The organism is Rhodococcus sp. SG20037 (assembly GCF_031763325.1).
GTDB classification, from domain to species: Bacteria; Actinomycetota; Actinomycetes; order Mycobacteriales; family Mycobacteriaceae; genus Rhodococcus_F; species Rhodococcus_F qingshengii.
Genome location: NZ_CP134497.1, coordinates 6,233,213 through 6,252,729 on the forward strand (window position 1 = coordinate 6,233,213; position 19,517 = coordinate 6,252,729).

The following is a 19,517-nucleotide window of genomic DNA, read 5'->3' on the forward strand; positions in this document are numbered from 1 at the left end:
GGAGCGACGATGTCGGACAATACTTTCGATCTGGAAATCCTGAGTGCCTGGACTACTTTCGAGACTCATCTCGCTCGCTACATCTCCGTGATGGAGGACGACGACACCCTCGTGGTGGAGTCGCATTACGACAGCATGGACGAACTGGCCGACGCGCCCGCGTGCATCCAGTTCTTCGCATGGAACCAGACCTCCGTGCGCTGTGAAGTTCCTTCCAACAGGTTTCTGCATCCACTGCGCATGCTCGAACCGGAAGACCATTCAGCGCTGCTCGACATGGGGTTCAACGCTCCCGATCTGTGCGAGCACGAACCCGAGGGCAATGGGTCCATGTCCTTCTACATCGACGTCGACCGCGCTCGTCCCGAGGAACTGGTGACAAAGGTGTTGCGCGTATTCCGCGAAATGTGGAGCATTGCGCACCCGTCGTTCCTGCGTGCCAGCACCAGTGGGCGCGAGTCGACGCCGGCGTTCGCCACGACGCCGTCTCACGCTCCCTCGGGTTCGGGCGACATGCTGCGGATCCTGGTCGACGGGGCCGTCGAGCGCCTTCTCGGTCATCCGCCCAAGCGTGACGACGACGGCGATATCCCGCTGGTCCGCGGTGAGCAGGTCACCTATGTTCGTGTCCTCGAGGACGACGAGTACGTGGAGGTGTTCTCGCGGGTCGTGCATTCGGTGGAGAACCTCGAGAACGCTGCTGTAATTCTTGCTCAGCTCAATCGGCAATGGCCGACCATCAAGCTCATTCTCGTCGAGCAGAGTGTGCTGGGCGTGGTCCGCGTGGACGGCGCACCCTTCGTCGCCGAGCACCTGCTGCGGGCTCTGCGCTCGTTCGCCGAACTGGCCGAAGCATCCGACGAACTCGCCGAAGAACTGGGCGGGCAACCCATTCGCGCTACCGGAGACACCGCCTTCAACGACGGGATGGCCTCCGAGCACGAAGATCCCGGTGCCGAATACGAGTCACACGAGTGCCACGAATTTCCTCCGGCTCTCATGGCGCTCCTCGAACTCGACGCAGACGGAACGGGCGAGCTCAGCGCCGAAGAGGTTGCCGTGATCTGTGAGCACGACCGCGACACCATTCTCGACTACCTGCGGATCAGCCAGGAGCAGGAGACTGCCTGGCACGAGGCGTTGACCGAGTCCATCCGGCGCAAGGACGACGACACCGACCTGTGTGCGGGCGAGAAGCGCGCGTGGACGCACGCGATCCGCAACCTCAGGCGCGGACTGCGCGTCGTCGTACTGCCCGCCAAGGATGCAGCGCCCACCCAACTCGGTCTCTTCGACGATCAGGCCTGAGAACCGGAAATCGGGCGCTGTTTGTCAGCCTGGTAGTGGGATGACGATGCCCGGCAGGATCTCGATCTGACGCGGCAACTGGGGGAGCGGCGGTACTTCGATCGGCGGTAGGCCGGGCACCTCGATGGGCGCCGGGGGAGCGACCGCGCCCGTCGTGGGCGTGCCCGTCCCGTCCCCCGAGGTCACGCCGGAGTTCGCGGGAACGCCGGCCTGCCCGCCGATGGGGTCCGGCCACGGGAAGCTCTCCCAGTCGGATCCCTTCAGCGCGCCGTCCATCGTGCTCTTCCAGATGTCCGCAGGCACTCCGGAGCCGTAGATCAAACCACCGTAGGAGTTGGTGATGGCCTGAGCGTCGGAAGTTCCGATCCACACCGCGGTGGACAGCGACGGCGTGTAACCGACCATCCACGCATCCTTGTTCTGGCCCGTGTCACCCAACTGCGCGGTACCGGTCTTGGCTGCAGACGGGCGTCCACCGGCAAGCGCGTGACCGTTCGAGTACGACGCGATCGGCAGCATTGCCTGCGTGACGTTGTCGGCAACGGCAGCATCGAGACGACGCTCACCGGGAGAGACCGGGCGATCGAGCAGGACTTCACCTTCGGCCGTCACGACCTTCTGGATGAAGTGCGGCTGCTGGTACACACCGGAATTGGCGAGCGTCGCGTAAGCGGACGCCATGTCGATTACGCGAGACTGGTACTGGCCGAGCACGATTCCGTTCTCCGGCGGGCCACCCTCCTGTGTGAGCGTCGGGTAGTCGAGTCCGGGAATGTGCTCGGGGATGCCGGCCAGGTGGGCGGCGTCGGCGATCTTCTGGGGACCGTTCTCCATCGAGAGCATCAACCGGTAGAAGCTGGTGTTCAGCGAACGCTTGAGTGCCTCGGCGATGGTGCATCGACCACAGGATTCGCCGCCGACGTTTCCGATGGTCACGCCGTTGATCGTGAGCGGTGAACTGTCGAACCGTGCGGAGAGCGGAATGTCTTCCATCAATGCTGCGACCAGACCGAAGACCTTGAACGCGGAACCGGTCTGCAGCGGCGCCTGGGCGTAGTCGAAGCCGGCTCCGTCGTCACCGCCGTAATAGGCGTCGACGCCACCGGTCTTGGGGTCGATGGACACTACTGCGGTCCGCAGGTCTTCCGGCTCGCCCTCGAGATTCCGCCTGACGGCGTTCAGCGCAGCTTCCTGCGCAACCGGGTCGATGGTCGTCGTGATCTGCAGGCCAGCGGTGTTCAGCGTCTGATCGCTGATACCGGCCTCGGCCAGTTCCTTGAGTACCTGGGTCTTGATGTGGCCTTCGGGTCCTGGCGCCTGGTTCAGATCGGTCGGCCGATTGGCGGGGGCGACGGCCGGGAACTGCATCGCGTCGCGATCCGTCTTGGTCAGGCTGCCCAGTTCCACCATGCCGTTGAGAACGTAGTCCCAGCGCGCTTGCAGCGCGGACAGATTGGTCTCGGGGTCCAGGAACGACGGGCTCTGGATGACGGACGCGAGAACTGCGCCTTCCTCGACGCTCAGCTCACTGACCGGCTTGTCGAAGTACGCGTTCGACGCGGCGGCGATGCCGTACGCACCGCGACCGAAGTAGATGGTGTTGAGATACGCGGCAAGAATGTCGTCCTTGGACCATTCGCGCGCCATCTTGGCGGAGATGACGAGCTCACGCAGCTTCCTGTCGATACTGCGCTTGTCACCGACCAAGACGTTCTTCACGTATTGCTGAGTGATCGTCGAACCACCGCCGGCGCTTTCCTTGCCCATCACGTTGTCGCGGGCAGCGCGAGCAAATCCGGAGATCGAGAATCCGGGGTTGGTGTAGAAGTTACGATCCTCCGCCGAGAGCACCGAATCGCGGACGTGAATCGGGATGGCCGACAACGCGACCTCGGTGCGGTTTCCCTCCGCCGGCACTACCTTGCCGAGCACGGTCGTGCCGTCGGCCATGTAGATGGTGGACACCTGATTGGTCTGCATGTCAGAGGGGCGCGGGACGTCGGTCCGGCTGTACGCGACAGCAAAAACCGACGCGGGCACGATGACCATCAGGAGCACGAGCACGTAGATGGTCCGCCGGACGTACCGCCACTTCGAGCGCTGCTTTTTCGCGGGCTTGGCCGACTTGTTCGACCGGGGCGAATTAGCCGACTTGCCCGATCGAGCCGACGACTGATCGCCACCCGTCGCACTCGATCTGTTAGATGGACTCACTCAACACTCCCGGTCGTGGATCCGGACTTACCGGCACCATTCCACCAGGGTGATATCTCGATCAGATAACTCCCGGCAACTGCGATACCGAAATGTCACCCTACCGGGCTGGCTACTCGCGACGTTCTGCTCGGACCGCGTTCCGATATCCGCGGAACGCCAGCCCGAGAGCGACGACGCAACCGAGCAGCACCAAAGACGGCATCACGCCGGGGTCGCCCTTGACGATCGCGACCACAGCGCCGATCAACGCCATGAGGGCGAAGACCGAGATGAAGCCGGCAATCAGCTCCATGCGCTGGGCGCGCGAAGCCCGCCTCATCGAAACCGTGCGCAAGCCCGCATCACGACTTGACGCCGCCTGCGGTCAGACCGGCGATGATGCGTCGCTGGAAGATGAGAACCATGATGACCAGCGGGACCATCACGAGGGTTCCGCCGGCCATGATCGAGGTGTACGGCGTGACGAATGGGTCCGTTCCGGAGAACTTGGCCATCGCCACGGTGACGGGTGCGGTCTTGTCACTCGAGAGTTGGAGCGAGAGCAGGTACTCGTTGACCGTTGCGATGAAGGCGAGGATCGCGGTGGTGAACAGTGCCGGCGCGGCGAGCGGAAGCATGATCAGACGGAAGGCCTGGCCACGGGTGGCGCCGTCGATACGCGCCGCCTCCTCGAGCTCCCACGGAAGCTCGGAGAAGAACGACGTCAGCGTGTAGACCGTCAGCGGCAGCACGAACGAGATGTTCGGGATGATCAGCGCTTTGTAGCTGCCGATCCAGCCGATGTCGGTGAACAACTGGAACAGCGGGGTCACGAGGGCGACAACCGGAAACATGGACGCGCCGAGGATGATTCCGGTGACGAAGTATTTGCCACGGAAATCGAAACGCGAGAGCGCGTACGCCGTGAACACGCCGATGACCAAGGCGATCAGCGTGGTCGCGCCCGCGATGATGAGGCTGTTCATCAGTGCACGGGTGAAGTTCACCTTGGCGTCGGGATCGAGCGCCGCGGTGAAGTTGGACAGCGTGAGATTGGTGGGCCACAGCGACGTCGAGAACGTGTCCGCCGGGTCGCGCAGCGCCGTCACGATCATCCAATAGCAGGGAGCGAGTCCCCACACGATGATCAGTACGACGCCGATGTAGGTGCCGATCTTGCCGCGTAGTGCCTTGTTCATACCGGCTCCCCCTTCCGCTGCTTTTCCTGCGTGCTGACCGCATTTGCTCCGAGGAATCGGACCAGGATGAAGGCCACAGCGAAGATGATGAGGAACGTGATGGTGGACAGTGCCGACGCCGAATTGGCGCCGACGCGCATCTGATCGACCACCAGAACCGAGATGGTCGAGGTGGCCGGGTTGGATCCCATCATGATCGCGGGCAGGTCGTACATCCGCAGCGCGTCCATCGTGCGGAAGAGCACCGCCACCATGAGTGCGGGCTTGACCAGCGGAAGCGTGATCATGCGGAACCGCTGCCACGCCGTCGCACCGTCGACCTTGGCGGCCTCGTAGACGTCGGCGGGAATCATCTGAAGACCCGCGAGGATCAGCAACGCCATGAACGGCGCGGTCTTCCAGACGTCGGCGACGACGATCGCGAATCGCGCCGGCCAGGGGTCCGCCGTCCACAGGATGTTGGTGCCGAGGATCTTGTTGGCAATGCCGTCGTTGGCGAAGATGAAGAACCAGAGCTTCGCGGTGACGGCGGTGGGGATGGCCCAGGGAATCAGCACGGAAGCGCGGAGCAAACCGCGTCCGCGGAACGTCTTGGCCATGATCAACGCCATCGACAGACCGATCACCGTCTCGAGCAGGACGGTGACGACGGTGAAGCCGAACGTATTTCCGATCGACTGCCAGAACTGCGATCCGAGTGTGCCGGGCGGGCAGGGAATCGAGCCGTTGGCGGTGTTGCAGGACTGGGTGATCCAGTTCTTGTAGTTGTCGAACCACGTGAACTGACCGGTGACGAACATGCCGGTCTCGGGATCGAGCTTCTTGCCGTCGCTGTGCATCGACATCCAGATCGCTCGTCCGAGCGGATACAGAATGATGACGGCGAGAACGATCAGCGACGGTGCGACGAACGCCCACACCGGAACTCGTCGACGCTTCTTCGGCTTGTCCGCCGACGCAGGCGGGGGCGAGGTCGGCGGGGGTGGAGTAGCTGCAAGGTCAGGCAGAACCTTGGTCAGGGATGTCCCTGCTGCCTCGGATGCCGACGGCTCTTCTAGCGGTTCCGGTGCACGGTGTCTCCCACCAACGCCCGAACGGTCGGGACCGGTTGAACCGGCCCCGACCGTGGGGTTGGTAGGCACAGCCGCGGAAGGATCCTGCGGTTCTGCCATTGCTTATTGCTCCTGGTAGATCAGTTACCGGCGGTTTCGATGCCGGCCTTGGTGTCCGCCAAGGCCTGCTCGACGGTCTTCTCGCCGCGAATAGCAGCGTAGGTGTTGTCGGAGATCGACTTCGACACCTGCGTGTAGTACGGCGTGACGGGGCGCGGCTGAGCGGTGGCGAGTGCTTCCTTCAGGGTCGCGAAGTACGGGAACTGAGCGAGCACTGCCGGATCGTCGTAGACAGCCGAGAGGACGGGTGCGCCGCCGACCTCGGTGAAGTACGTCTGCGACTTCTTGGTCTGCATGAACTCGAGGAAGTCACGAGCCGTGGCGGGTGCGTCCGAGTACGCGCTGATGCCGACGTTGTAGCCGCCGACGGTCGAAGCGCCCGGTCCGTCGACACCCGGAAGAACGGTGTAGCCGTACTTGCCGGCAACCGAGGTCTTCTCACCGTCGACCGAGAAGCCGGACCACGTGCGCATGAAGAGTGCCTTGCCGTCGCCGAACGCGGTCTGCGACTCGCCCTCGGAGTAGGTCAGCGCTTCCTGCGGGATCGTGTTGTCGGCGAAGTTGTCGACGATCGACTGAACGCCTGCCTTTGTCTTGTCGTCGATGGCAGGGGTGAGCCCGTCCGGGCCGACCCACGGTCCGTCGAAGGCGTTGGTGATCTCGGTGGTGTTGACCGTCAGGCCCTCGTAGTTCTTGAACTGACCGATGTAGCAGGAGATGCCGGCTTCGACAGCCTTCGGGCAGTTTTCCTTGAGCTCGGCCCACGTGGTGGGGGCCTTCTCGACGAGGTCCTTGCGGTAGTACAGGAACGCTGCGTTGGTGTTCTTCGGCGCTGCGTAGAGCTTGCCGTTGTAGGTGCCCGAAGCGACGGTCGACGGCAGGAGGCCGGACTCGTCGATCGCGAGGTCACCCTCGAGCGGCAGCAGCCAACCGTTTGCGGCGAACTGAGCGGTGTTGACGACGTCGACGCCAATGAGGTCGTACTCGTCGCTCTTGGCCTGCATGCGCTGGGTGATGTCGTCGACCTGCGCGTTGGCTTCCTTCGCCAGCGGCTTGAGCGTGACCTTCTCGTCCGGATGCTCGGCATTCCAGTCGGAGATGATGTTTTCGAGCGCCTCGTTCAGGGCATCCTGCCCCTCGACGATCGTGATGGGTCCGCGGCCTTCGCTCGAGGACGATCCCCCGGATGCGGCCGTGGTGCTGGTTCCGCTGTCCTTGTCCGAATCGGACGAACAGCCTGCCAGTACCAGCATGGACGCTGCCGTGGCTGCAATTGCAGCGCGGCGCATCGCCTTCGAGTTCAGAACCATGGATTCGCTCCCCGTATGTGTATGACAAATAGACGGTCACCGAGAGCCTGCTCACGGCATGCGCCATGAGTGCCGGCTCCCGGCATCGGCCCCTACTGTGGCACGAGACACCCGTACTTGTGGGTATTACGCCGAACCTGAATCGGTCATGTGTCGTTTGACAGGTCGACCTAACCCAGGCGACGCCCGTCGGTGGTGGCAAAAATGTGCACCTTCTCGGGGTCGACGCGCAGGTTGACGCGCTCGCCCTTCTGCGGCGGATTGCGCCAGTCACCACGCGAGACGATCTGCTGCAACCGTCCGCCGATCGTGGTCCGGCCGTAGACGTAGGCGTCCGAGCCCAGTTCCTCGACGACGTCGACCTCCATCGGCAGGCCTTCGGCGGCGATCTCGAGGTGCTCGGGGCGAATACCCAGAACAACCTCGGTTTCGACGACGCCGTTCATCGTCTCGCGCGGAACCGGAACGATCCCGTCACCGAATGCGACGCCGCCGTCGACGACGGGGAGGGTGAAGAGGTTCATCGCGGGTGAACCCATGAAGCCGGCGACGAAGACGTTCTTCGGCTTGTTGTACAGCTCGCGCGGCGAGGCGCACTGCTGCAGGATTCCCTTTTCGAGGACGGCGACGCGGTCACCCATCGTCATGGCCTCGACCTGGTCGTGGGTCACGTAAACCATCGTCGTCGCGAGGCGTCGTTGCAGCTGAGCGATCTGCGTACGTGTCTGCACACGGAGTTTCGCGTCGAGGTTCGAGAGCGGCTCGTCCATCAGGAAGACCTGCGGCTGGCGGACGATGGCGCGGCCCATCGCCACTCGCTGACGCTGGCCACCGGACAGCGCTTTGGGCTTGCGATCGAGGTACGGCTCGAGATCGAGCATCTTCGCGACCTCTTCGACGCGGGCGCGGATCTCCGTCTTGTTGGTTCCGGCGAGCTTGAGCGCAAAACCCATGTTCTCGGCCACCGACATGTGCGGGTACAGCGCGTAGTTCTGGAAGACCATCGCGATGTCGCGCTCTTTCGGCTCCTGACCGGTGACGTCGCGGTCGCCGATGAGGATGCGTCCACTGTGGACGTCTTCGAGCCCGGCGAGCATGCGCAGGGTGGTCGACTTTCCGCAGCCGGAGGGTCCGACGAGGACGAGGAACTCGCCGTCCTCGATCTCGAGGTCGAGCTTGTCCACTGCCGGAGTGTTCGATCCGGGGAACAGGCAGGTGGTGCTCTCGAAAGTCACTGAAGCCATGACGGGGTTGATCCCTTCTACCGGCAGGAACGTGCCGGACGATCCAAGTCGAGGGTGAGCGTGTGCGCTAGCAGCATAAACGTCCGTGTCGGCGCGCGAGCGTAGTCTTTCACGGTGAGTTCGGAGAAGATGCTGACCCGCATCGGTGCGCTGCTTCGCCAAGCGGAGTCCACCGACAATCCACACGAAGGTGAAGCCTTCATGGCTGCCGCTCAGCGGTTGGCCACCAGTTCCGCGATCGACCTGGCGGTCGCGCGTGCGCATACCGCGTCTTCGGAAAAGCGTGCGACGCCCACTCAACGGCTCATCACCATCGGCGAACCGGGCAAGCGCGGACTGCGAACGTACGCCCAGTTGTTCATCGCGATCGCCGCTGCCAACGACGTGCAATGCGACATCGCGCAGACGTCGGCCGTAATTTATGCCTACGGCTTCGCCGGCGACATCGACGTGTGCGAGGCCCTGTATTCGAGCCTGCTCTTCCAGATGGTGCGTGACTCCGATGCGTACGTGCGTTCCGGGGCGTACCGCGGCGAAACGTCCGTGCGGACCGTCGTCGAAACTCGTGGACGACGACGCGTCAGCACGCAGGTCCGCAAGCCGGTGGCCGGAGTGACGGCGCGCTTGAACTTCCAGATGGCGTACGCGTCCCGCATCGGCGCTCGGTTGGCCGAGACGAAGCAGGAGACGGAGAAGACCGCGATCGCAGAATCTGCCACGTCGTCTTCCGAAACCGCACTCGTGCTGCGTAACAAGGAAATCGAGCTGAAGGACTACTACTCGTCCAACTCCAAAGCGCGTGGGACGTGGCGGGGCGGCGGCCGCGCAAGCGCCGGGCATTCCTCGCATGCTCGACGAGCGGGTGATCGGGCTGCGCGCTCCGCACGTCTGGGGAACCTTCCGGAGATCGGCGGGGTGCGCGGGCAGCTGGACTCGTGAGGGATACGCAGCGGAGCGCCGTCTACGAGGCAGAGATGTTGGTGCGCACCATGTTCGATCGCGCCGACCAGCGTGGACTTCGGAGCGTCGAAGCCATGGGTTCCACCATCACCTTGCCGGTCGAGCGCAAATTCGGTTCCGTGGAGTCGATCCAGGCGTACTGCGATCAGCTACTCGGGCTGAATTGGGTACGGGAGACCTGGACTCGCGCAACCATTCCGGTGTCCGTACGGTCCCGCGGCGGCAATGCCGCCGCTCACTACTCGAACGACGTCATCGCCGTCCCGGACGACCGTGACGGCCGGTGGGCGCTACGCGAATTCGTTGTCTTGCACGAACTTGCGCACCACCTCGGCGACCCCGCCTCCGACGAGGCTTCCCACGGGCCCGAGTTCGTCGACCGCTACACGAGCCTTGTCGGCGAGATCATCGGACCCGAGGCGGCCTTCGTTCTTCGAGCGATGTTTCTTGCCGGTGGTGTTCGAACGGACTAGATGTCAGCCCTCGGCGAACCCGGTGGTGTCCGTACCGGTCGGCTGGAATACTCGGCCTATGGATGCGCCGCGCAGACTGGTCCTGGTCAAGGGTGAGTCGGAACTCCCCGATCCGGCTGTTGCCGTGCGCAAACCCCCACTGATTCGTGAAGCCTACGGACGAGTGCTGCGGGAGGTTCGACGCGATCAGGACCGAACTCTCGACGACGTAGCCGCAAAGGTCGGGATGTCGAAGCAATACCTCTCCGAGATCGAACGGGGCAAGAAGGAACCGTCGTCGGAAATTCTGCGCGCAATCTGCGAAGCGCTCGGGATGCCGCTCGAGCATCTGCTGTTCCGAGCGGGCAACCGGATCGTTGCGCTCAACTCCCTCACCTTCGGGCACTCTGCCGCACCGATCTCGGGTCCCGTCCTGATGGCGGCCTAGTCAGTTCCCTTCGATGAGGGTGTCGGCCAGCCCGTAGGAAATTGCGTCGTCGGCGGTGAAGATCCTGTCGCGATCGGTGTCCTTACGCAATCGCTCGACGCTCTGACCGGTGTGCTTACTCAGAATCGCCTCGGTCTGCTCCCGGATTCGCAGGATCTCGGCTGCTTGAAGCGCGAGGTCCGAGATGGTGCCACTACCTTGCGTCGACGGTTGGTGCAGCAGCACCCGCGAATGGGCAAGAACATGCCGATGGCCTGGAGTGCCGGCGGCCAGAAGCACTGCAGCAGCCGAAGCCGCTTGACCCATGCAGTACGTGGAAATCGTCGGTTTCAAGAACTGCATGGTGTCGTAGATCGCGAGCATCGCCGTGGTGGAACCGCCGGGAGAGTTGATGTACAAACCGATTTCACGATCCGGGTTGTCGGCTTGCAGATGCAGCATCTGAGCCATCACGACGTTGGCGACGCCGTCGTCGATCTCTGTGCCGAGAAAGACGATGCGTTCGTTGAGCAGCCTGCTGAAGATGTCGAAAGATCGCTCACCCGTTGGTGTTCGCTCGATGACGCTGGGAATCGTGTACTGGGACATGACGTCACAATCCGATCTTGGGGAAGGTGGCTTGCGGTGCTATCTCGGCGAAGGACGTCACGACGCGGTCGACGATTCCGTACTCGCGCGCCTGCTCGGCGGTGAACCAGCGATCCCGATCGCTGTCGGTCTCGATCTCTTCGACGGTCCGGCCCGTTTCGGCGGCGAGGATTTCCTGCGATTGACGCTTCATCAGCTCGAGACTCTCGGCCTGGATCGCAATGTCCACCGCAGTGCCACCGATACCTGCCGAAGGTTGGTGCATCATGATGCGGCTGTGCGCCAGGCTGATTCGCTTGCCGTGGGTGCCGGAGCAGAGGAGCACCTGGCCCATGCTGGCCGCGAAGCCCATCGCGACCGTCACGACGTCATTGGGGATGAGCTTCATAGTGTCGTAGATGGCCAGACCGGCAAACACCGATCCGCCAGGTGAATTGATGTAGAGCACGACGTCGCGCTTGGGGTCGGTGGTGGCGAGGAGCACAAGTTCCGAACACACACGTTCGGCCATGGCGTCGTTGACCTCGCCGGTGAGCAGAATGGTTCGCTGTCGGAAGAGCCTGTCTGTCAACAGGTCACGGTAGCCGGTATCGGTGGGCGCTTCAGTAGTCATGAATCCATTCCTACCGGCGCGGCAGTGCCGCGGCCCCGCTTGTCTGCTGTGGGCAGACCACCCCTATTGTTACCCGCCCCCCTGTTTTTACCCGCCCCCTTTGACTGCCACCCTGTTTGAGCGAACGGCACGTTCAGTCGATCTAAGGCGCCGAAAGTACCGTTCGCTCGAAAAGCGGTGGGTACAAGAGCGGGCAAACCCGTCACCGACGGCGGCGGTAGCGGTACCGCGCACACCCGGCCATGATGGGAGAAGACAACCATTCCTCTCGTCAGGAGCGTGGCATGACTCGTCCGGTACGCATCGGTGTTCAACTCCAACCCCAGCACGCACCCGATTACGGGTTGATACGCGACGCCGTCTTGCGGTCCGAGGACGCCGGGGTGGACATCGTCTTCAACTGGGACCACTTCTACCCGTTGACCGGCGATCCCGACGGCGCACACTTCGAATGCTGGACCATGCTCGGCGCCTGGGCCGAGCAGACCGAACGCGTCGAGATCGGCGCCCTGGTCACCGGTGGTGGCTACCGCAATCCGGATCTGCTGGCCGACATGGCGCGAACCGTCGACCACATCAGCGGTGGGCGCCTGATCCTCGGTATCGGTGCCGGCTGGTTCGAGAAGGACTACGACCAGTTCGGATACGACTTCGGCACTCCCGGTTCACGGCTGAAACTGCTTGGCGAATACCTCCCCCGCATCACGGGCCGCCTGGCGAAGGGCAACCCGCCGCCGACGCGCAACATCCCGGTCCTCATCGGCGGTGGCGGCGAGAAGAAGACCCTGCGCTTGGTCGCCGAGTACGCCGACGTCTGGCACAGCTTCGGCGACCGTGAGACACACCTGCGCAAGTCAGACATCCTCTCCGACCACTGCGCCGACGTGGGCCGGAACCCGCTGGAAGTAGAGCACTCGGTTCCGTGGCCTGGGCTCGAAAATGCAGCCGACCTGGTCGCCGACGGTGTCTCACTCTTCACCGTCGGCGTCAGCGGACCGGACTACGACCTCACGACGCTTGCCGAGGCCATCGGTTGGCGCGACGACAACACGCCGCCTGCGTTGAGCGGGCTGGCCTGAGCGGTACCAAGGACTTCGTCGTTGTCGGCGCCGAGAACGGGCGGCGCCGACGTCAGACGTGGCCTCTGGCCGGAGAAGTTGACCGGAAAGGCCACTTGCTTCAACGGTCCGAGCGTCGGATGGTCGACGGTTCCGACCATGCCGAGCGCGGCGGTGTGGGGATCGGAGTAGATCTCGTCGAGATGCCGGATCGGTGAGACCGGTACGGCGCGTTCGGCGAGAAGAGCGCACCAGTGTTCGACGGTCTCCGATGCGAAGGCGCTGGTGAGTTCTCGTTCCAGACTCTCGCGGTTCTCCACCCTGTCGCGGTTGTGGGCAAAACGCGGATCGGTGACCAGTTCACTCCTTCCGATGGCCTCGCACAGCGACGCCCACATCGCGTCGTTGCCGACAGCGACGACGAAGTACCCGTCGCTGGCAGGAAATGCTTGATACGGAGCAAGATTCGGATGACCGGAGCCCAACGCAGTCGGGCGCTCACCGGTGGCGAAGTAACTGGTCGCCCAGTTCACGTGCATCGCGAGTTGGCACTCGTACAGCGACGTGGTCACGTACTGTCCGCGCCCGGTCCGGCCTCGCTCGACCAATGCAGCCAGGACACCGACCAGTCCGAAAAGCGCTGCGCCCAAGTCTCCCAACGCAAACCCGGATTTCATCGGAGCACCACCCGGTTCACCGGTGAGCGACATGAGCCCACCCGCGGCCTGCGCGATCATGTCGTACCCCGGTTCGTCGCGCAGCGGTCCTTCTTCACCGAAGGCAGAGATGTGCAGGGTGATCAGATGCGGGTATCGCTCGGACAGTGCCTGGTAGTCGAAGATCTTCTGTAATCCGCTGCCCGGCTTGAAGTTCTCCACGACCACATCGGTCTCTTCGAGCATGCGGTGGATGATCTCCTGTCCTTCGGTGGACTTGAGGTCGATCGTGACCGACTTCTTGCCGCGGTTGATCGCGAGGTAGTAGGCGGCATCTACGCCGACGAAGGGAGGCCCCCACGAACGCGTGGGGTCGCCGCCTTCAGGGTGTTCGATCTTGGTGACGTCGGCTCCGAGATCGGCAAGCGACATGGTTGCGTACGGCCCGGCAAGGATCTTCGACAGATCGAGCACGCGGACACCAGCCAAGGGTGTGGGGCCTGTTGGAGAATTCACTGGTGAACCCTTGCTACGGAGAGGAACTCGGCTACGACGTCACGTGCGTCATCCAGTTCGACGTCACCGCCGTCGGTGATCACGTCGAGATTGCCGAGTGCAGCCGACGGCACCTTCCCCACAAGACCGGCCAGGTAGGAATTCGCCACCAGCAGTGACCGGTACCCATTACCGTGTCGGATGCCGTGGTCCGCAAGGTCGAAGAGCAGGGTCGCCATGACGGTACGAGCCAACTCGTCGGAGTACCTTGCACTCGCAGCCTGCGCGGCATCGTCAGATCCGGAGATCAGACGATCTCCTTCATCGACCAGTTCCTCCCAGCGCCGCAACAGAACTCCGGACCCGGCTTCGCAATCCGGTCCGACGGTGGACAGGATGTCCGTCATCGCTCCCGCGACGGTGCGGTGCGAGTTGAACTTACGTAGGCACCGAAGTACGTCCAGCGCAATGACATTGCTCGACCCTTCCCAGATCGATCCGAGGTGAGCGTCCCGGACGAGTCGCGCGTTGGCCCATTCCTCGATGTAGCCGTTTCCTCCGCGCACCTCCATGGCCTCGCCGGTGACCACCCGCGCGCGTTTGCAGACAAAGTGTTTGGCGATCGGTGTCAGTACTCTGATCAGTGCGCGCGCCTGTTCGTCGCCGCCGTCTGCTGCCTGAAGACACTGTGCGCTGTACGCGACCAGGGCCAGCGAAGCCTCGGCATCGAGTGCAAGGGGAAGAAGTGTCGCCCGCATCAGCGGCTGGTCGAAGAGCCTCTTACCGAACACGACTCGGCTCTTCGAATGTTCGACGGCTTCACGAACTGCTCGGCGCATGAGAGCGCTCGAACGCATCGCATTGGAGAGGCGAGACGTGTTGACCATTTCAGCCATCTGGCGGAACCCTCGATCGAGTTCACCGACCTGGAGTGCGTGCGCCCGGTTCAGCGTCACCTCGCCGCTCGGCATGGAACGCGTACCCAGCTTGTCCTTGAGACGATCGATCGTGAGGTTGTTGCGCTCGCCGGATCCCAAGGTCTTGGGCACCATGAACATTCCGACTCCACGCGTCGAACCATCCTGTCCGCCCGGGAATCTTGCGAGGGTGATGATCACATCGGCATCCGGGTTGGAGGCGAACCACTTCTTGCCCGTCAGAACCCATCCGTCGCCGTCGCGCTCGGCGCGTGTTTCGGTGCAGGCGATGTCGGTTCCTGCCTGAATCTCGGTCATGAACATCGCACCCGTCTTCGCCTGATCGGGGTCCGTCGACGTCAACGCTTCGATCCAGGGCGAGAACACGGCCGGATCACCGAACATACGCAGGGTCCGCGCAGCAGCATCTGTCATCGACACCGGGCAGGCCAGCCCGAACTCGGCCTGCACGAAGATGTACGACGCGAGGTACTTCGCGAGTGGCGGATGCACGGAGTCCCATCCGTGCAACCCTTTTCGGTGCGACATGGCGGACAGGCAGTACTCGTTGTACGCCGCCCGGCACAGTTCCAGGTAGGCCGGGTGATAGGAAATCCGGTCGACGCGGTCACCGGCCTTGTCGAATTGCTGCAGCACCGGCGGGTTCTTGTCTGCGATGTCGGCAAGCTCGGACAAACGGCCGGCGGCATCTCGGCCCAGTCGGTCGAGCAATCCGTTCAACGTCTCTCGGTCCGCCCCGGCGGTCCATCTGTCCACTACCGCTGTCAGAGCGGGGTCGGTGTGTGCAAAGTTCATCAGTGGTCAACGCCTTTCAGGGTGGAAGCATCAGTCATGTTCGAGGAGCTCGTCGACTCCAGCCCTTGCCCGTGCAGCGCACTCCTGCGCAACAAAGCAGTCATACAGACAAGGGAGAGAACGACATACACGAGTCCTAGAGCTACGACCGGCCAGATCGAGTTGGTTCGCGTCAGCAGATACTGGCTGACCATCGGGGCCGTTCCGGCAAATACGGCGGTCGACAATTGGTACGACAGAGAGATGCCGGTATACCGAACATTGGTGGGGAAAACCTGCGCCAGGATGCCGGCCAACGCGGCGTAATACATTGCGTGAGGCGCCGTCGCGAGGACCATCCCCAGAATCGCCAAGGGCACGGAGCCCGTCTGAACCAGCACGAACATCAGTGGTAGGAGCACGATCTCCGGAAGCAGCATCCAACGGACCGCTTTCGACGGATCGATCCGCGTGGCCAGCACAGCACCGAAAGGCTGTACGAGCGCCTGGGCTACCAGTGCCACGGTGATCACGAGGAGGAAGTCACTACGCTCGAAGCCGAGATCCGTTGTCGCCCAGGAGAGCGCAAAGGTTGTCTTGACGTACGTGATGGCAACACCGGCAACCACAGCGCCGACGCCGAGAGCAAGTTCGACGGGATGCGACCACAACACTTCGACCAGCGGCATCCGTGTACGCTCCTGTGCCGCAACAGCCTTCTTCATCTCGGGTGTCTCGGAGATGTGCAGACGGATGTAGAGAGCGACGATCACCAAAGCTGCGGATCCGAGGAACGGCAGACGCCAACCCCACGACTCGAACACGGAATCCGACATCAACGTCAGGCCGAGGAAGGCCAGCGTCGCGAGCAGGTTGCCGACCGGTGAACCCTGCTGCGCAAACGCGCCGTAGAGCACCTTCTTCTTCGGGGGAGCGAATTCGGTGGCGATCAACACGGCACCGCCCCATTCGCCGCCCATGGCAATGCCCTGGAGAACACGCAGTGCCACAAGCAGTATCGGTGCCCAGATCCCGATCTGGGAGTACGTAGGGAGGAGGCCGACACCGACAGTTCCCAACCCCATGAGCGCGAGGGTGATGATCACGGCGTTCTTGCGACCGAACTTGTCTCCGAAATGACCGAACACCACTCCGCCGACCGGACGAGCCACGAATCCCACGGCAAAAGTCGCGAAGGCTGCGAGTGTCCCCACCGCCGGCGACGCATCCGGGAAGAACAGCGGGCCGAGCACCAAGGCGGATGCGGTTCCGTAGATGTAGAAGTCGAACCATTCGATGGTCGTTCCGACGAACGCCGTGATTCCGGCCTTGCGTGCCTGTTTGGTGTTGTATTCAGGCGGATTGGTGTCTTGACCTGGGTTTTGATCCACGGTTCTCCCTGATTCTCGCGTCGGGCATCACCAAGGGATGCAATGTGAGGCGTGAATCACTATCGTCCGAAATCCATGTAGAGTCCAAGACTTAGTTCGACTCATTTATGTGGGAGAACCACATAAATGAAGACTGGGAGGAGCGACATGGAATTGCGTCAGCTGCGCGCGTTTCTCGCAGTAGCCGACGAACTTCATTTCGGCCGGGCCGCCGAGCGACTCCACATCGGGCAGTCCCCGCTCAGCCAGACCATTCGGGCGCTCGAGCGCGAACTCGGCACCGACCTGTTCGTCCGGACCACCAGATCAGTGCAACTGACCGCAGCCGGCGAAGCCTTGGTCACGCCCGCACGAATCATCGAAGCGCAGATCGCCGTGGTACGAGAAATCGCATCGGCCGCGTCGACTGGCGAGACGGGCCGTGTCACAGTGGGTTTCGGCGGAACAGGCGGCTACACCGTCCTGTCGGCCCTCACACGGTCCTTGGCCGACTCCCATCCGGGAATCGAACTGGAACTACGGCCGCAGATGTACTCGGGTGAGGTGCTCGACGCTCTCCGACGCGGCGCACTGGACATGGGCATAGTCGGCCTGCCCATTCCGCGCGGATTCGAGACTCACACTGTGCGGGAGGAAACCTTGATGGTCGCGGTTCCGGCCAGGCATCACCTCGGTACGCATGACTCGGTGTCACCGGAAGACCTGGCAACCGAGCGATTCGTGATGTATCCCGCCGAGCACGGCTCGGTGGTGCGCGATGCAACGTTGTCCGTTTGCGCCACAGCAGGTTTCACGCCCACCGTCGCACACGAAGCCCCCGATCCGTACAGCCTGTTGGCCATGGTCGGAGCGGGGGTCGGGATCGCCGTCGTCGTGGAGTCGACGGCGCATCTGTCCATGGACGGGGTCGTGTACCTGCCGATCGCCGGGGCCACGCCCACGCTGAAAATCGCGATGGCATGGCGACCCAACAATCCGACGCCGGCAGTACACACCGTCACCAGGGTACTGAGGGAGCAGCCTTAGGCTCTCGCGAGAATTCCGGCGAAATCTGTTCCCACAGGCAGAGTTCCGTACTCGTGACCACGGTCGGCGCCGAGGCGAGCGGCAATGAACGCATCGGACGAGGCGGCCGGGGAGTGGCGCACCATGAGCGAAGCCTGCAGTGCCAACGCCATAGCCTCGACGACGGTCCGAGCGCGGAGTTGAGCGTCGGCAGGTGCCATCGTGGCGAGCTCACCGAGTTGGCGTCGCACCCGATCGAGGTGCTGATCGAGGACCGGGTTGTTGCCGCGGGCGAGGTTGATCTCGTGGTCGAAGGCGGCAACGGAGTCGGGTTCACGGGTCATCGCGCGCAGGACGTCGAGCGCGATGACGTTGCCCGACCCCTCCCACACGGCCATGACGGGCTGCTCACGGTAGCGACGGGCAAGCGGGAAGTCCTCGGTGTAACCGTTGCCGCCCAGGCACTCGAGGGCTTCGTAGGAGTGGTGCGGGCCGCGCTTGCAGATCCAGTACTTCGCAACAGCCGTCGCGAGTCGGCGGAACGCCTTTTCCTGCTCATTCGCGTCCTCGTCCTGCGCACGAGCCAATCGCAGTGCGGTGATGGTCGCGGCTTCGGATTCGAGAGCCAGATCGGCAAGCACCGAGGTCATCGCCGGCTGATCTGCCAGGACGGCACCGAAAGCGCTGCGGTGCCGTGCGTGCCACACCGCTTCGGCGACCGACTGACGCATACCTGCCGTGCTGCCGAGGATGCAGTCGAGTCGCGTCTGGGACACCATTTCGATGATGGTCCGCACGCCACGTCCCGGTTCGCCGATCATGGTGCCGACGGTGCCGTCGAGCTCGATCTCGGACGACGCGTTGGACTTGTTGCCCAGCTTGTTCTTCAGACGCTGGATGCGGAAGACGTTGCGTGTGCCGTCGGGCAGGATGCGGGGGAGAAGGAAGCAGGAAAGTCCCTCGCCGGCAGCACCTTCGGCCTGAGCGAGAACCAGGAAGGCGTCGGACATCGGCGCGGAGCAGAACCACTTGTGTCCGGTGAGGAGGTAGTCCGCACCCGGGCCGCCACGTCCGGCCGGCTTGGCGATGGTCGTGTTGGCTCGCACGTCGGAGCCACCCTGCTTTTCCGTCATCGACATTCCGAAGATCGCGGATGCCTTTCCGGGAGCATCCAACTCGGGGGTGTAACTCCGAGAAAGGGCACGCGGCGTCCAGAGAGCGGCCACGTCCGGTTGCAGCTCGAGCGAGGGGATCACAGCGTGCGTCATGGAGATCGGGCACGCGTGGCCCGGTTCGACCTGGGAGAAGAGCATGAATGCCGCGGCCCGAGCCACGTTGGCACCCGGCTTGGGGTCAGCCCAGGCAGAGGTGTGAGCACCGTGCGCAACGGCAGCAGAGATGATCCGGTGATACGACGGATGGTATTCGACCTCGTCGATGCGGTTTCCCCAGCGATCGAAGGTCTTCAATTCGGGGATCACCGTGTTGGCCAGCTCGGCGTCGTGCTGGAACCCGGCACTGCCGACCAGTTCACCGATATCGGTGAGTTCACTGGTGGCCCAATCGGCGTCGTGACGCGCGACGCCTTCGGCCAGGACCGTATCGAGCAGGAACTCGTTGACGTCCGTGCGCGGTACCGACTGGTTGAGCACTGCATGGGTGCGATGCGGAGCCGGGTGGGTGACGGTCTTCTCGGAAATATCAGTCATG

The 19,517-nt window shown here is 63.3% G+C and carries 18 protein-coding genes; 6 read left to right on the forward strand and 12 right to left on the reverse strand.

Annotated features, from left to right (window positions below; translation table 11 throughout):
• Nucleotides 1-9 precede the first annotated feature (9 nt).
• Nucleotides 10-1,308, forward strand: coding sequence for a T3SS (YopN, CesT) and YbjN peptide-binding chaperone 1 (locus RHP72_RS28810; protein ID WP_003946055.1), 1,299 nt, complete (start codon nt 10-12; stop codon nt 1,306-1,308).
• Between the two features lie 24 nt (nt 1,309-1,332).
• Here the strand turns inward: RHP72_RS28810 and RHP72_RS28815 are convergent, their stop codons facing one another.
• From RHP72_RS28815 to RHP72_RS28840, 6 genes are all read right to left on the reverse strand, one after another.
• The gene (locus RHP72_RS28815) at nt 1,333-3,522 is read right to left on the reverse strand and encodes a transglycosylase domain-containing protein (protein WP_075835009.1); all 2,190 of its coding nucleotides are present in this window, start codon (nt 3,520-3,522) and stop codon (nt 1,333-1,335) included.
• A 112-nt stretch (nt 3,523-3,634) separates the two neighbouring features.
• Nucleotides 3,635-3,844 carry a hypothetical protein gene (locus RHP72_RS28820; protein ID WP_019746112.1) on the reverse strand — a complete coding sequence of 70 codons (210 nt, stop codon included), beginning with the start codon at nt 3,842-3,844 and terminating at the stop codon, nt 3,635-3,637.
• Nucleotides 3,845-3,866: 22 nt separating this feature from the next.
• Nucleotides 3,867-4,703: a carbohydrate ABC transporter permease gene (locus tag RHP72_RS28825; protein ID WP_003946046.1), complete on the reverse strand. Its 837-nt coding sequence runs from the start codon at nt 4,701-4,703 to the stop codon at nt 3,867-3,869.
• Nucleotides 4,700-5,875 carry a carbohydrate ABC transporter permease gene (locus RHP72_RS28830; protein WP_007735224.1) on the reverse strand — a complete coding sequence of 392 codons (1,176 nt, stop codon included), beginning with the start codon at nt 5,873-5,875 and terminating at the stop codon, nt 4,700-4,702. Before RHP72_RS28830 ends, RHP72_RS28825 begins: the two co-directional genes overlap by 4 nt.
• A 20-nt stretch (nt 5,876-5,895) precedes the next feature.
• Nucleotides 5,896-7,185, reverse strand: a complete 1,290-nt coding sequence (locus tag RHP72_RS28835) for an ABC transporter substrate-binding protein (protein ID WP_007735225.1) — start codon at nt 7,183-7,185, stop codon at nt 5,896-5,898.
• Between the two features lie 170 nt (nt 7,186-7,355).
• Nucleotides 7,356-8,429 (reverse strand): ABC transporter ATP-binding protein, encoded by a 1,074-nt coding sequence (locus tag RHP72_RS28840; RefSeq protein ID WP_003946073.1) that lies wholly within the window; start codon nt 8,427-8,429, stop codon nt 7,356-7,358.
• A gap of 114 nt (nt 8,430-8,543) precedes the next feature.
• Between RHP72_RS28840 and RHP72_RS28845 the strand changes: the two genes are divergently transcribed.
• Genes RHP72_RS28845 through RHP72_RS28855 form a run of 3 tightly spaced genes read left to right on the forward strand, consistent with a single transcriptional unit; the run spans nt 8,544 to nt 10,289 of the window.
• Entirely contained in the window at nt 8,544-9,368 is an 825-nt protein-coding gene (locus tag RHP72_RS28845) for a DUF2786 domain-containing protein (protein WP_030537724.1), read from the forward strand.
• A complete protein-coding gene (locus tag RHP72_RS28850; RefSeq protein ID WP_311094137.1) occupies nt 9,365-9,862 on the forward strand; it encodes a TIGR04338 family metallohydrolase in 498 nt (165 codons plus the stop codon). Before RHP72_RS28845 ends, RHP72_RS28850 begins: the two co-directional genes overlap by 4 nt.
• A 58-nt stretch (nt 9,863-9,920) precedes the next feature.
• Nucleotides 9,921-10,289, forward strand: coding sequence for a helix-turn-helix domain-containing protein (locus tag RHP72_RS28855; protein WP_283568823.1), 369 nt, complete (start codon nt 9,921-9,923; stop codon nt 10,287-10,289).
• On the opposite strand, the gene RHP72_RS28860 is transcribed toward RHP72_RS28855, so the two are convergent.
• Nucleotides 10,290-10,877: an ATP-dependent Clp protease proteolytic subunit gene (locus tag RHP72_RS28860; RefSeq protein WP_003945993.1), complete on the reverse strand. Its 588-nt coding sequence runs from the start codon at nt 10,875-10,877 to the stop codon at nt 10,290-10,292.
• Between the two features lie 4 nt (nt 10,878-10,881).
• Nucleotides 10,882-11,490, reverse strand: a complete 609-nt coding sequence (locus RHP72_RS28865) for a ClpP family protease (protein ID WP_007735229.1) — start codon at nt 11,488-11,490, stop codon at nt 10,882-10,884.
• A 284-nt stretch (nt 11,491-11,774) separates the two neighbouring features.
• Here RHP72_RS28865 and RHP72_RS28870 point away from each other — a divergent pair, with 284 nt between their 5' ends.
• Nucleotides 11,775-12,569: an LLM class F420-dependent oxidoreductase gene (locus RHP72_RS28870; RefSeq protein ID WP_030537640.1), complete on the forward strand. Its 795-nt coding sequence runs from the start codon at nt 11,775-11,777 to the stop codon at nt 12,567-12,569.
• On the opposite strand, the gene RHP72_RS28875 is transcribed toward RHP72_RS28870, so the two are convergent.
• Genes RHP72_RS28875 through RHP72_RS28885 form a run of 3 tightly spaced genes read right to left on the reverse strand, consistent with a single transcriptional unit; the run spans nt 12,491 to nt 16,802 of the window.
• A complete protein-coding gene (locus RHP72_RS28875; RefSeq protein WP_081558695.1) occupies nt 12,491-13,720 on the reverse strand; it encodes a CaiB/BaiF CoA-transferase family protein in 1,230 nt (409 codons plus the stop codon). The genes RHP72_RS28870 and RHP72_RS28875 overlap by 79 nt on opposite strands.
• Nucleotides 13,717-15,432 (reverse strand): acyl-CoA dehydrogenase family protein, encoded by a 1,716-nt coding sequence (locus tag RHP72_RS28880; protein ID WP_311094138.1) that lies wholly within the window; start codon nt 15,430-15,432, stop codon nt 13,717-13,719. Before RHP72_RS28880 ends, RHP72_RS28875 begins: the two co-directional genes overlap by 4 nt.
• A complete protein-coding gene (locus RHP72_RS28885; protein ID WP_311094139.1) occupies nt 15,432-16,802 on the reverse strand; it encodes an MFS transporter in 1,371 nt (456 codons plus the stop codon). Before RHP72_RS28885 ends, RHP72_RS28880 begins: the two co-directional genes overlap by 1 nt.
• Before the next feature lie 147 nt (nt 16,803-16,949).
• Between RHP72_RS28885 and RHP72_RS28890 the strand changes: the two genes are divergently transcribed.
• The gene (locus tag RHP72_RS28890) at nt 16,950-17,828 is read left to right on the forward strand and encodes a LysR family transcriptional regulator (protein WP_064689118.1); all 879 of its coding nucleotides are present in this window, start codon (nt 16,950-16,952) and stop codon (nt 17,826-17,828) included.
• Here RHP72_RS28890 and RHP72_RS28895 read toward each other — a convergent pair.
• Nucleotides 17,825-19,516 (reverse strand): acyl-CoA dehydrogenase family protein, encoded by a 1,692-nt coding sequence (locus RHP72_RS28895; protein WP_219468312.1) that lies wholly within the window; start codon nt 19,514-19,516, stop codon nt 17,825-17,827. The genes RHP72_RS28890 and RHP72_RS28895 overlap by 4 nt on opposite strands.
• Nucleotide 19,517: the final 1 nt, after the last annotated feature.